The organism is Desulfitispora alkaliphila (assembly GCF_050433185.1).
In the GTDB taxonomy this organism is placed as follows: domain Bacteria; phylum Bacillota; class Desulfitisporia; order Desulfitisporales; family Desulfitisporaceae; genus Desulfitispora; species Desulfitispora alkaliphila.
This window is the reverse complement of the sequence record NZ_JBNPXS010000018.1, coordinates 24,784-37,777: the sequence shown is the minus strand read 5'-3', so window position 1 is coordinate 37,777 and position 12,994 is coordinate 24,784. Positions and strand designations below refer to the sequence as shown.

At 39.7% G+C, this 12,994-nt stretch carries 11 protein-coding genes; 7 read left to right on the top strand and 4 right to left on the bottom strand.

Annotated elements, in window-relative coordinates; genetic code table 11:
* The first annotated feature begins 7 nt into the window (after window positions 1–7).
* The 6 genes from ligA (at window position 8) to GGQ84_RS08145 (ending at window position 7,965) form a co-directional block, all read left to right on the top strand.
* On the top strand, window positions 8–2,002 hold the full coding sequence (ligA, locus tag GGQ84_RS08170) for an NAD-dependent DNA ligase LigA (protein ID WP_429161561.1): 1,995 nt from the start codon (window positions 8–10) through the stop codon (window positions 2,000–2,002).
* 95 nt (window positions 2,003–2,097) lie between these two features.
* Entirely contained in the window at window positions 2,098–3,477 is a 1,380-nt protein-coding gene (locus GGQ84_RS08165; protein ID WP_429161559.1) for an MFS transporter, read from the top strand.
* A gap of 90 nt (window positions 3,478–3,567) precedes the next feature.
* Complete coding sequence (gene gatC / locus GGQ84_RS08160) at window positions 3,568–3,852, top strand: Asp-tRNA(Asn)/Glu-tRNA(Gln) amidotransferase subunit GatC (RefSeq protein WP_429161557.1); 285 nt, start codon at window positions 3,568–3,570, stop codon at window positions 3,850–3,852.
* Window positions 3,853–3,882: 30 nt separating this feature from the next.
* Window positions 3,883–5,352: an Asp-tRNA(Asn)/Glu-tRNA(Gln) amidotransferase subunit GatA gene (gene gatA / locus GGQ84_RS08155; RefSeq protein WP_429161555.1), complete on the top strand. Its 1,470-nt coding sequence runs from the start codon at window positions 3,883–3,885 to the stop codon at window positions 5,350–5,352.
* Window positions 5,352–6,797, top strand: coding sequence for an Asp-tRNA(Asn)/Glu-tRNA(Gln) amidotransferase subunit GatB (gatB, locus tag GGQ84_RS08150; protein WP_429161553.1), 1,446 nt, complete (start codon window positions 5,352–5,354; stop codon window positions 6,795–6,797). The genes gatA and gatB overlap by 1 nt, the downstream gene beginning before the upstream one ends.
* A gap of 166 nt (window positions 6,798–6,963) precedes the next feature.
* Window positions 6,964–7,965 (top strand): isocitrate/isopropylmalate dehydrogenase family protein, encoded by a 1,002-nt coding sequence (locus GGQ84_RS08145; RefSeq protein WP_429161551.1) that lies wholly within the window; start codon window positions 6,964–6,966, stop codon window positions 7,963–7,965.
* Window positions 7,966–8,023: 58 nt separating this feature from the next.
* On the opposite strand, the gene GGQ84_RS08140 is transcribed toward GGQ84_RS08145, so the two are convergent.
* Both GGQ84_RS08140 and GGQ84_RS08135 read right to left on the bottom strand, forming a co-directional pair.
* Window positions 8,024–9,601 carry a glycoside hydrolase family 57 protein gene (locus GGQ84_RS08140; protein ID WP_429161549.1) on the bottom strand — a complete coding sequence of 526 codons (1,578 nt, stop codon included), beginning with the start codon at window positions 9,599–9,601 and terminating at the stop codon, window positions 8,024–8,026.
* Complete coding sequence (locus GGQ84_RS08135; RefSeq protein ID WP_429161547.1) at window positions 9,598–10,332, bottom strand: DUF4912 domain-containing protein; 735 nt, start codon at window positions 10,330–10,332, stop codon at window positions 9,598–9,600. The genes GGQ84_RS08140 and GGQ84_RS08135 overlap by 4 nt, the downstream gene beginning before the upstream one ends.
* A 167-nt stretch (window positions 10,333–10,499) precedes the next feature.
* Here GGQ84_RS08135 and GGQ84_RS08130 point away from each other — a divergent pair, with 167 nt between their 5' ends.
* On the top strand, window positions 10,500–11,231 hold the full coding sequence (locus GGQ84_RS08130; protein ID WP_429161545.1) for a CPBP family intramembrane glutamic endopeptidase: 732 nt from the start codon (window positions 10,500–10,502) through the stop codon (window positions 11,229–11,231).
* A gap of 1 nt (window position 11,232) precedes the next feature.
* Here the strand turns inward: GGQ84_RS08130 and GGQ84_RS08125 are convergent, their stop codons facing one another.
* Both GGQ84_RS08125 and GGQ84_RS08120 read right to left on the bottom strand, forming a co-directional pair.
* Window positions 11,233–12,351: a hypothetical protein gene (locus tag GGQ84_RS08125; RefSeq protein ID WP_429161543.1), complete on the bottom strand. Its 1,119-nt coding sequence runs from the start codon at window positions 12,349–12,351 to the stop codon at window positions 11,233–11,235.
* A gap of 11 nt (window positions 12,352–12,362) precedes the next feature.
* Complete coding sequence (locus GGQ84_RS08120; protein WP_429161541.1) at window positions 12,363–12,953, bottom strand: hypothetical protein; 591 nt, start codon at window positions 12,951–12,953, stop codon at window positions 12,363–12,365.
* Window positions 12,954–12,994 lie beyond the last annotated feature (41 nt).

Here is a 12,994-nt window from a genome sequence, read left to right as displayed (position 1 = left end):
AGTACAAGTGGAGATAGAAAAGGCTAAGGTTGTGATAAAGCAGCTTAGAGATGAAATTAGGGATCATGATTATAATTATTATGTATTGGATAACCCTAAAATTTCTGATAGAGAATACGATAATTTGATGCAGAAACTGATAAATCTAGAGGAAGAATTTCCCCAGCTTGCTACAGATGATTCGCCTACAAAGCGAGTTGGAGGGGAACCCTTACCGGAATTTTCTACAGTAGAACATCGTGTTCCGCTATTGAGCTTAGCAAACGCCTTTGGCACTGAAGACTTACTTGATTGGCACCGCCGTGTAACTCAGGCAGTTGGTGAAGATACAGAGTATGTAGTAGAGCCCAAAATAGATGGGCTTTCTATAGCTTTAACCTATGAGAATGGCAGGTTTATCAGAGGTGCTACTCGGGGCGATGGTAATATAGGTGAGGATATTACAGCTAACCTAAAAACTATAGCTAATTTACCCTTGGTATTGCGGGAAGACATACCTATGCTTCAGGTTAGGGGCGAGGCTTATATGCCTAAGGGGGGCTTTGAAAATCTGAACAAAATTCGTGCAGAGAAGGGAGAGCCTCTATTTGCTAATCCTAGAAATGCTGCTGCCGGGTCATTGAGGCAATTAGACCCAAAGATAGCTGCTAGTAGACAGTTGCTCATATATGTTTACGTAGTACTATACCAAGAGGGGATGGATTTTACTTCTCACAGTAAGAGCTTAGATCAATTATCTCGATTAGGTCTACCTGTAAATAGAGAAAGGCTAGTGACAGAAGATATAGGCAATGTAGACGAGTATTGTCAGCAGTGGGTTGAGAAGCGGCATACTCTGCCCTATGAAGTTGACGGAATGGTGATTAAAGTTAATTCCCTGGAGCAGCAATATAAGTTAGGAGCTACAGCTAAAAGCCCGCGCTGGTCTGTGGCATACAAGTTTCCTGCTGACCAGGGGGAAAGCAAGATAGAAGATATATTTGTGCGAGTGGGTAGAACCGGGGTACTCACACCTACTGCAGTGTTACAGCCAGTGAAGTTGGCAGGTACTACGGTTAGCAGAGCAACCTTGCACAATATTGACTTTATTGAAGACAAGGATATTCACATAGGGGACTGGGTTTTAGTACAAAAAGCTGGGGACATAATTCCCGAAGTAGTTAAAGTACTTAAAGACAAGAGGACTGGTGAAGAGGTTGCATTTGAGATGCCCAAAACCTGCCCCGACTGTGGGTCTAATGTAGTTCGAATAGAGGGAGAGGCTGCTGCTAGGTGTACAGGCATGGTTTGTCCTGCTCAGCTGAGAGAGGGAATAACTCACTTTGTCTCGCGAAATGCAATGGATATAGAAGGCTTGGGGCCAGCGGTAGTTAGTCAGCTAATCGAAGAAAAGCTTATAGAAAATGTTGCAGACCTTTATTATTTAAACTTTGATCAATTAGTTCAATTAGAGCGAATGGGTGAAAAGTCAGCGCAGAATCTCCTGAACGCTATTGAAAAGAGTAAACAAGCCGGTTTAGATAGACTTTTGTTTGGACTTGGAATAAGACATGTGGGGGCAGGTGCGGCAAAAATTTTAGCCCGCCACTTTAACTCCATTGATGCACTTGGCAAGGCCACTGTTGAAGAATTGGAAGCAGTTTCTGAAGTAGGGCCCAAAATGGCAGAAAGCATAGTTAGATTTTTTGCAGACAGCAAGAATATAGAGGTGCTTAAATCCCTGCAAAATGCAGGAGTAAGGCTTGAGGAAGATGAGAAGCAAGAACAACTGGAAGGAAAGCTAGTAGGAAAAGTGCTAGTAGTTACAGGGACATTGCCAAACTTGAGTCGCACAGAGGCTCAGGAACTGATTGAAAGTGCAGGTGGAAAGGTAAGCTCTAGTGTTTCAAAAAATACAGATTATCTAGTGGCAGGTGCCAAGGCCGGTTCTAAATTGACAAAAGCCCAGGAGCTAGGAATTACAATTATAAATGAAGAAGAATTGTTAAAAATTACTGAGTAGAAATTTAGCTACTCAGTTTTTTTTTGCAGAATATTACAGGGCAAAGTGCAGAATAATATAAAAGTTACTGATACTAAAAAAAGGAGAGCGGAATTATGCAAAAAGGATCACTGATAAAGTTAGCTGCGCTTTGTGGAGTACCATTTATCATGGTTTTGGGAAACTCTATGTTAATACCAGTTTTTCCTCAAATGCAGTCTGATTTAGGTATAACTCAATTACAGGTAGGATTGACCATAACCCTTTTTTCCATTCCGGCAGGGCTGACTATTCCCATACTAGGGTTTGTTTCAGATAAAATCGGTCGTAAAAAAGTAATTGTACCTGCATTGATTTTATATGCTATTGGCGGGACAGTTTCTGGTTTGGCACCATTACTGATGGAGAACCCATATAATGTGCTTCTAGCGGGTCGAGTAATACAAGGAATAGGTGCAGGTGGGACAGGGCCCATTGCTATGGCTTTAGTAGGTGATATCTTTAAGGGCAGTGAGCGGAGCCAGGCACTAGGTATTATAGAAGCTGCAAACGGTATTGGCAAGGTGATTAGCCCCATAGTAGGAGCTCTGATTGGACTTATAATCTGGTATGCATTATTTTATGTATATGCCCTACTTGCAATCCCCATCGCTATTGGCGTGTGGTTAGCTATTAAAGAACCTCCATTGGAGACTAAGGACAGGACTTTTAAAAAATACGTGGGCAATATTACTACAATTTTTAAGCAAAAGGGAAAAACATTGCTGGGATGCTATGCTGCGGGTAGTGTGGTACTACTAGTTTTATTTGGAGTATTGTCATTTTTATCAGATGCACTTGAAAATGAATATGGATTAACGGGAGTAGTCAAGGGATTTGCTTTAGCAGGACCAGTGCTTGCTATGTCTGCCACAGCATTTTTATCGGGGAGATACTTGCAAAATCACATGAAAAAAATGAAAGAATCAATAGTTTTAGGGCTAGCAATGTCAGTGATTGCCCTAGCAATGATAACGGTTATTAAGAATGACATTGTATTTTTTGCAGGTCTCTTCTTTAACGGTGTGGGAGCTGGACTAGTATTGCCGGCGGTAAACACATTGATCACAAGTTCAGCTCCTCTAGAAGAAAGAGGGGGCATTACTGCTCTCTATGGTAGTGTACGTTTTTTTGGAGTTGCTGCAGGTCCGCCGGCATTTAGTTCTATGTTAGAGGTGAGCCGCATGTTTATGTTCGGTTCCGGTGCTGCTATGGTAGCGTTATCTCTTGCTCTAGCTGCTTTTACCGTAAACGAAAAGGAAATTTTTGATAATCAGGCAAAGGGAGAAGAGGGAGATAAAGTTGGAGATAAACAAGATAAGCAGGATGCACAAGATACGCAAGATAATGACAGGGAAGAAGAGAATAAAGTAAATTGGGCTCTTGCAGGTACGGTGTCAATAATAAAAAGGTTTATTCCGAAACTTAGAAAAAGAGAAGAGAACAAAGAAGAATAGGGTAATTTATTGGCAATTGGCCCTATTTTTTGTTATAATAGTTAAGATATATAGGTTTTAAAGATTTGAGAGAAAAAAGGAGTGAATAACATGGGTATTTCCAAAAAAGATGTAGAGCATGTAGCTATTTTATCAAGACTAGAGCTAACGGAAACGGAACTGGAAAAGTATACAACGCAACTTAACGATATACTGGGCTATGTACAGAAACTAGAGGAGCTTGACACTAGCAATGTGGAGCCTACAGCTCATGTGCTACCCTTGAAGAACGTTCTTAGGGATGACGTTGTTAAAGATAGCTTAGACCAAGATGAAGCATTTAGAAATGCTCCTGACAGTGAAAACGGCTTTTTCAAGGTACCAAAAATAGGATAGATTGACTAGGGTAGAGGAGGTATTAAAACAGTGGAACTACATAAGCTTACAGCAGCTCAAATGCAAAGACTGCTGCAGCAAAAAGAAGTAAAGGCTGAAGAACTAACAGAAGCTGTCTTCAATCGCATTGAAGCAGTTGAAGGACAAGTAAAAGCATTTGTTTATACAGACAAGGAGAAAGCGCTTGCTCAAGCTAAAGAGGTAGATAAAAAGATAGCCAATGGAGAATCCTTGCCACCTTTAGCTGGAGTACCAGCTGCTCTCAAGGATAATATTTGTGCAAAAGGGGAGCGGACAACCTGCTCTTCAAAGATGCTAGAACAGTTTGTACCACCTTATAGCGCAACTGTAACTGAAAAACTGGACGATTCTCATGTTGTAAGAACAGGGAAGCTAAATATGGATGAATTCGCCATGGGGTCTTCTACGGAAAGCTCCTATTTTGCTACTACTAAAAACCCTTGGAATTTTGAGAAAGTTCCTGGCGGCTCTAGTGGAGGAGCAGCAGCAGCAGTTTCTGCAGATCAGACAGTATTTGCTTTGGGCTCTGATACAGGAGGATCTATTAGACAGCCAGCTGCTTACTGTGGAGTGGTAGGTCTTAAGCCTACATATGGAAGGGTATCCAGATACGGTGTAGTAGCCTTTGCCTCTTCTCTTGATCAGGTGGGACCTATAACAAAGGACGTAACAGATAGTGCATTAGTTTTAAATGCTATTTCTGGCTATGATCAAATGGATAGTACTTCTGTAAATGTGGAAGTACCTGATTACACGAAAGCTCTTGTGAACGACGTAAAGGGCTTAAAGATAGGTGTGCCCAAAGAGTTCTTGGGAGAGGGAATAGACCCAGGGGTTAGAACTGCTATAGAGGGAGCGATTGCAAAATATCAGGAACTAGGAGCAGAAGTGGAGGAGATATCTCTACCTCATACTGAATATGCGCTACCTGCCTATTATATTATTGCAACCGCTGAAGCTAGTTCAAATCTTGCTCGATTTGATGGTGTGAAATACGGTTTTAGAGCTGCTGAAGCGGAAAATCTTATTGAAATGTATAGCAAAACGCGCAGTCAGGGTTTTGGTGCGGAAGTTAAAAGAAGAATAGTACTGGGTACATATGCCCTCAGTTCAGGCTACTACGATGCCTATTACCTTAAGGCAATGAAGGTTAGAACATTAATTAAACAAGACATTGAAAAGGCACTGGAAAAGTATGACGTAATATTGACGCCAACGTCTCCTACTACAGCATTTAATATTGGTGAGAAAATGGATAAGCCTGCTTCCATGTACTTGTCTGATGTATGCACAAATACAGCTAACCTTGCAGGGATTCCCAGCATCTCAATTCCTTGCGGATTTTCTGAGGGGTTACCTGTGGGATTACAGCTAATGGGAAGAGCCTTTGGTGAAGCAGATTTGTTGAGAGTGGCTTATACATTTGAACAGAATACTGATTACCACACGCAAAAGCCTTCATTGGAGGTGATTGGATAATGACTACTGAATACGAAGTTGTAATAGGACTTGAAATTCACGCAGAACTGAAAACTAATACCAAGATTTTCTGCGGCTGTGCTAATAATTTTAATAGTGACCAAAATGAAAATGTATGTCCTATCTGTTTGGGTATGCCTGGAACTTTACCTGTTTTAAATAAAGAGGTTGTGGAACTGGCAACGCGAGCAGGATTAGCTCTAAATTGTAATATTGCTGAATTTAATAAATTTGACCGCAAGAATTATTTTTATCCAGACGTGCCAAAAAACTTTCAGACATCGCAGCTTGATTTACCTATCGCTCTGAATGGAGAAGTGAAGATTGAAGTAGATGGGGAAGAAAAGATAATAAGAGTTAATCGAGTGCATATGGAAGAAGATGCAGGCAAGCTAAGTCATCAAGGTAGTGAATTAATTACTGCCTCAGAGGGATCCTTAGTTGACTATAATCGGGGAGGGGTACCCCTTATAGAGATAGTATCGGAGCCAGATATGCGCTCACCTGAAGAGGCAAGAGCTTATCTGGAAAAAGTAAAGGCAATACTGGAATACACCCAAGTATCTGACTGCAAAATGGAAGAGGGCTCACTGCGCTGTGATGCCAATATTTCTTTAAGACCAAAAGGTGAGACTAAGCTGGGAACGAAAACTGAGATAAAAAATATGAACTCCTTTAAAGCGCTGCTAAAAGCTCTAGAATATGAAATTGAGCGCCAAGAAGATGTTCTTGATGAGGGAGAAAAAGTAGTACAAGAGACTAGATCTTGGGATGAAGCTAAAGGAGTTACTGTATCCATGCGCAGTAAAGAAGAAGCTCATGATTACAGATATTTCCCTGAACCAGATTTAGTACCAGTAGTTATCGAAAAAAGCTGGATAATCCAGATTAAAGAAAATCTGCCGGAGCTTCCTGATCAGAGGAAAAAAAGGCTAGTTCAAGAACTGGAGCTACCTGAATACGATGCTCAGGTAATAACTAGCTCTAAGGACTTGGCGGACTTCTTTGACCAATGCGTGAAAGAACACCATAATCCCAAGCTGATTAGCAATTGGATAATGGGAGATTTATTGGGATCATTAAATGCTGAGAACATGGAAATAGCTGATTGCAAAATTGAAGCTACTCAACTTGCCCAATTGGTTAAACTAATTGATGAGAATACTATTAGCGGTAAGATTGCTAAAAAAGTATTTGCCGAAATGTTTGAAACAGGAAAGGGCCCAAAGACAATAGTTGAAGAAAAAGGGCTAGTACAGATAACTGATGAAGGTGCAATTGCTGCTATAGTAGACAAGGTAATAGAAGCTAACCCTAAATCAGTTGAAGACTATCGCAGTGGAAAAGAGAAGGCTATTGGATTTTTGGTTGGACAAGTTATGAAAGAGACAAAGGGTAAGGCAAACCCAGGTATGGTAAACAAATTGATTAAAGACCGGTTATAAATAAACATTGTATTGTAAAAGAATACAATATACATTTTAATACAGAAGGAAAAAGCTCTAGCAGTATAGAAATTTCTTATAACTGAAACCTCTCCTCAAGTAAGTATCTGCTTATTTGAAGGGGAGGTTTCTTAAAAGAAAAAGTTTAAGGATGAGGTGAATAATTATGCAGTATAAGATAACGCTAATCCCTGGTGATGGGATAGGACCAGAAGTTACAAATGCCGCAGTAAAGGTGATTGAAGCAGCGGGGGTAAATGTAGAATGGGATATAGTAAATGCTGGCGCTGGTGTGATAGAAGAGGCAGGAACACCATTACCTGAAGCGGTACTGGAATCCATTAGAAATAACAAGATAGCCCTAAAAGGACCATTGACCACACCAGTGGGTAGCGGTTTTCGCAGCGTGAACGTAGCACTGAGAAAAGAATTTGACCTATATGCTAATGTGCGCCCTACTAAGACATTTGCGGGTGTTGAAAACAAGTTCGAAAATATTGACTTGATTATAGTCCGTGAAAACACTGAAGATTTGTATGCAGGTGTGGAACACATGGTAGGGAAGGATGCAGCTGAAAGTATTAAGATTATTACCAGAGAGGGCTCAACTAGAGTTGTCCGTTATGCCTTTGAATTAGCCCGTAAGCAAGGCAGAAAAAAGGTTACAGCAGTGCACAAGGCCAACATTATGAAGTGCAGTGACGGTCTATTTTTAGAGTGCTGCCGTCAAGTAGCAACTGAGTACCCTGATATTGAGTTTGATGATTCTATTGTAGACGCTATGTGCATGCGCTTAGTTCAGTATCCTGAAAATTATGATGTGATGGTATTACCTAACCTTTACGGCGATATTGTATCAGATTTATGTGCAGGTTTAGTAGGAGGCATGGGTATGGCACCAGGAGCTAATATTGGTAAGGATGTAGCGGTCTTTGAGCCTGTTCACGGAAGTGCTCCTGATATTGCTGGGCAAAACATATCAAATCCCCTTTCTACAATACTCTCTGGGGTAATGATGTTAAGACACCTAGATGAGCATGAAAAGGCTGACAATATTCAAACAGCTGTGGAAGCGGTTTTAGCTGAAGGGAAGGATGTAACTCCAGACCTAAAGGGGACTGCATCTACTGACGAAATGGCTGAAGCCATTATTAACAAATTAAAGTAAATTTATATAAGCCTCTATTAATGGATAAACTAATATCCATTAATAGAGGCTTTCTTTTTTATCTAAAGAGAGTGTAATTTATATTTGGACAGATACTGTTCATAATTTCAAGCCTGGACAGATAATCTTCATCTATGCTCTTTTCCCATAGTCCCTTTTTTAAAGCTTCAAAATGCTCAAGGTGTTCTTTAACTCGTTTTTCTGCATAGGGCGTTACTGTATTTGTTTTTATGATAAAGGGCCAATCACTACTTTGGGCCAGCAGCACCTCTCTAGCTGCCTGCTGAAGCGCTCTTGTTTCTATAGGTGAAGGTGTCTGAAAATATCTGGCCAGTTCGACCATATCCTGCACGGCGCTGTGGACTAAAGGATAAATCCACTTATTAGAATCATCTAACCAAACATCGGCATAACCATTAGCACCCCAACTAGAACTGGCTGGGTCAGCTTGCTGTAAAGTTAGGTTTTTATCCAAATAGTTAGAGGGGGTAATCAGTTCATAACTGCTTTGGTCACTTGCAACTTTTCGCATATAGTAATCCAGCCAGACTGGTCCCTCAAACCACCAGTGCCCAAAGAGCTCGGCATCGAAAGGTGACAGGATGACTGGTGGCAATTGCATATTGCGACTCAAATCTTCTATTTGCTTAACCCGTTGTTCCATGTAGTGTTGAGCGTGCATATCAGCTTTTGACTTGCCCCATTCTGGCTTGTATGGTTTTTTCGCCTCTGTTTTTCCTGTAATGCGATAGTATTTAAACCCAGTTTGAGTTCTCACGTCCCCTCCTGGGAGGCAGTTTGCTAGATATTTTAAAGGCAACTCATACCCAATATCCCGATAAAATTCTCGGTAATCAGGGTCGCCAGGATAACCTTCTTCGGCACTCCATACCTGCTTTGAGGATTGAGAATCTCGTGCAAAAACACAAAGGCCGCTGCTAGTGGCTACAGGTGCGAAAGAGGCGTACTTAGGCTGTGGGGTTGCATTTAACAAACCATGACTTTCCACAAAAGTGTAATCTAATCCACATTCGGTGAGCATAGCATCTAGACCAGGATAATAGCCACACTCTGGAAGCCACATTCCCCGTGGTAGTCTTCCCAATTGAGACTGATAGAGGTCAAGAGCACCCTGAACCTGTGCTTTTACACTTTGGGGGTACTCTTGATATAAGGGCAAAAATCCATGGGTAGCGCAAGTAGTTATGAGCTCGATTTTTCCCTTGTCAGCTAAATATTTAAAAGCGGTTATCAAATTATTATCATATTGTTTAAATGTAGCCTCTGCATGATGAAGCAACTCCAGATAAAAAGCAGCTAAGTTATAGTAAGCGGGGTCATCTTTATTTCGCTTTAGTTCCTTATGTGCTAATTCCTGGCTATTAACTATGGAAAATAAATATCGCTCTTGTAGCAACTTATCTGTAAGCATAGAAATTAGTGTAGGGCTGATTGAAATAGTTATTGAACCTTCTATGTTATCAGAAACTTGTTTATTCAATAGTCGAATTAGTGGTATGTAAGTTTCAGTTATTGCCTCATATAACCATCGTTCTTCAAGTACATCCATTGACTCTATGTGTTTTATATAGGGTAAATGAGCGTGAAGAACTAACAAATGGTATCCTTTACTCATGATTTCATCCTTTCCGTATGCACTTCAGAACTTTCACATTTTTCTTCTACATGCTTCCAAACTTCTGAAACTGGTTCCCACCCTTCAGCAAAGGTTCCTGTACTACTGGGTACAGCTATACTATTGGAAACTGCCATTTGTATAAAATCACCGGAGGGAGTTAGTTTCATTAAATAGGCGGTTATTATTTCGCCCTGAAAAGGTGACGCATCTAAATACCAATCGCAAGTATTATTATCATCTACAAAAATATCATATGGGTCACGGTTATCTGCTAACATTCTCAAAAGTAGTTTAGATGATCTCCAAGAGGCTAAGCCCCAATGTTTTTCAAAGTTTTCCACTTCATTAGGTCCCCATTTCCAATAGGCAAATATAGATTGGGGATTTTTAAGCATTAAATGGATCTCTGATAACTGGTTATGAGATTTGCCAGTAGTTTTTAGAAGCTCACTGAACTCACTTAGCTCACTACTAAATTCATTGATTCCATACTTGGAAATCTTGCCCTTATCAGTAGAGCGGTTGATATGATCAGACTTAGAGTACTCATCTATATCAGTGGGATGACTGCTATGATCGTCAAGCTTAGTTTCTTCATCTTGAACTGGATCGGATTTAGGTTTCCGCAAACCTTTAGGTATTAATGAACCCCTGCCAATAAACAAAACAACTGCAATTGCTCCAAGAATTAAAGCGAGCAATACAATAGGTAGACCGAAAATTTCCATTTTGTAACCTCCTAATGTAAAAGCTGAAAGTAAAATAGATACTATAGTTATTATTGGTAGAATGCATAAATTTTATTTGTGCTTTTGCACCAAGTGGCGGTATATTGTTTTTTTTAGATCATAAAGTTATAATTAGATGGTGTTAAATCTTATAGGAGTGATTAGGATTGAATAGTTTAAGCATTAAAAACCCCCAGTGGAACTTAAAGGATATTTTTATTATATTGGTTATTATCAATGTATTTGGGTTATCTTATGGAGCCTTTTTTGGTGAGCCGTTACAGAGTTTAATAGTTAGGATTTTGCCAGTAATTCCAGATGATTATATTACCTACTTCTTTATAGCCAGCGTTATTCAGACAACGCTTTTCGTAGGACTCAGCATTGTGTTTGCTGTTTGGATTTATGGAGGTAGGTTGTCTGATTTAGGAATTAATTTGTCTAACTTTGGTTCAAATATCATTTGGGGAGTTACTGGTGGTATTACGTTATTAGCGCTTGTCATGGGAACTGGAGCATTAATCAGTCATTTTTTTGCAGTGGAAGCAGAACCTCAGCCTTTTGCGGAGTTATTGTTTGAGATTGATAGTACAGGTGGGCTGATAATACCGTTTATTATGGCAGTGGTATTAGCTCCTATTGGAGAAGAAGTCTTTTTTAGAGGATTTGTTTATCCAGTTTTCAGGAGGATGTGGAGTTTACCTGTTGCCATGATTGTAAGTGGGATCCTATTTGCTTCATTGCATTTTGATTTAATAAGAGCTATCCCTTTAGCAGTTGGGGGGATAGGGTTGGCGTGGCTTTACGAAAAAACAGGGTCAATTGTGACTCCCATTATAGCCCACGCCGTCTGGAATGGAATAATGACAATTATGTTATTTACCACTTTGCAGATGTAAGCTATTTTATAAATACTTGATCCTCGCATTGGGCCAAGGAGTTCACTGAATACTTCTCAAAATGCTTACCAGTTAAATACCACTTCTTAGATTGAAACTTAAAGTTAGTAGAAAGCTTTTCTAGCCACTCAGAGGGGTGGTGACAATCGATAATTTCGATTTCGTTATTCGAAAATCTATAAGTTATAGTGGTGGCGGTTGTGACCTCTGGTTCGTACTCCGGCGAGAGTACTTTGCCAGCTCTTTTTAAATAAAACGTGTATTCTAAGGGATGCTTTTCACTGCGAGAAAACAACAGTAAGGTAGCATCTAGGTACTTTATATCTCTTTTTAACACCATATTTCCCATGGGGATATTAACATTTCGCCTTATGGGAATAGGTTTGTTGGTTATGGGGTCTTCTTTGAAATCTATAACTACCTCTCCAAAGCCAATAAATAGCAAGTCTTTGCTGTCTCGTTCGTATAATTCTACATAATAAAAGAAGTCATCAAAGGAGAGCTCCTCTTTGAGCACAAGTGAAGCTGGACAAGTAGCTGTTTCTATTTTCTCAGGTGGTCTCAGTCTTACTACTAGTGAGAGGCGCGCTTGAGCTAATATGGATGAAACTGATACATTTATATAGCTTGATAGGAAGGACAAGCTTCTCAACTTTGTGGGAGGAGGTATAATAGTTTGCAACAGTTGGTTGCGAACTGGATTTATGGCATATTTCAGCAACTGGCGGAAGAAGATTAACAATATAAGGGCACCTATAATGGGCAATAAATAAATAAAAGACTCAGGCCTCCAAGGGGGCTCAAAAGCTGATATTAGCATGGCTGACCAATTGGTTATGACGATGGCTATAGTAAAGTTTGTATAGTTTAATATGGTTTGGCTAGGCTTATCAGGTAGCATATACTGCATCTGATATTTTTGTAGAAGTTTAAACATTTTGCCTGTTAAGTTAATATCTTTGTGATAGGATAAATCCATAAATTCTTCTAAGATATCCTGTAGTCGTTCTACTCTTCTCTGGACAATCAGGGAAATAAAGATTCCAACAAAACCTAAGAGAGTGAGTATTCCACTATTTATAGCCAATAAAACTGGCAGGTATTTATCAAAATTAAACATATCAATTCCCCTTATGTTATTTCAAGTTCATGGCGTAACTGCTTACAAAGTCGGGAGCCTTCTATCCAAGCTATATCTTCAGCTTTTACCTCTAGGCTGCGCAATAATCTTTGCAGTCTGTGCGTGCTTAGCCCACTGTGAGATGCGCCCCTACCTAGACGCCCTAACTGTTTCCAAAAGATTTTGCAGCCATTATAATATTCCTGGTCTAATAAATAATGAGAAACAGGTGTAACTGTTTCAATTATATAACTCCAGATATGGGCAGTATAAATAAAAGAGCTATTTATACACCAGATAAAGATTAAGTAAATCCTATAGCTGTACATCTTACTGATTTTTTCTTGGTTATCTGCGTCTATGTATTCTACATAGCTTTTTAAAAGCTCATTTATACCTAGTTCTACGTGGTCTACAAAGTTATTGTTCGAGACAGTTATGATAATATTGAATGCAGCTACCAAAGGATCTTCTAAGGGGAGCTCATCAGTATTTTTTATAGTATCTTCACAGATAAAATCTACTTGTGAAAGGTGAATGTAATTGCTATCAGAAGATATAAATTCAGGCACTTTTACTAGTTCTTCCTTTAATTTTTTCATAAACTCTGAAGTTATCAGTAAGCTATCGGTCAAAGAAATCA

Coding starts and splice junctions, on each gene's coding strand:
- GGQ84_RS08140 (WP_429161549.1), bottom strand. CDS start 9,601: ATGAGTAAAGGATACCATTTGTTAGTTCTTCACGCTCATTTACCCTAT.
- GGQ84_RS08120 (WP_429161541.1), bottom strand. CDS start 12,953: ATGAAAAAATTAAAGGAAGAACTAGTAAAAGTGCCTGAATTTATATCT.
- GGQ84_RS08135 (WP_429161547.1), bottom strand. CDS start 10,332: ATGGAAATTTTCGGTCTACCTATTGTATTGCTCGCTTTAATTCTTGGA.
- GGQ84_RS08165 (WP_429161559.1), top strand. CDS start 2,098: ATGCAAAAAGGATCACTGATAAAGTTAGCTGCGCTTTGTGGAGTACCA.
- gatB (WP_429161553.1), top strand. CDS start 5,352: ATGACTACTGAATACGAAGTTGTAATAGGACTTGAAATTCACGCAGAA.
- gatC (WP_429161557.1), top strand. CDS start 3,568: ATGGGTATTTCCAAAAAAGATGTAGAGCATGTAGCTATTTTATCAAGA.
- GGQ84_RS08125 (WP_429161543.1), bottom strand. CDS start 12,351: ATGTTTAATTTTGATAAATACCTGCCAGTTTTATTGGCTATAAATAGT.
- GGQ84_RS08145 (WP_429161551.1), top strand. CDS start 6,964: ATGCAGTATAAGATAACGCTAATCCCTGGTGATGGGATAGGACCAGAA.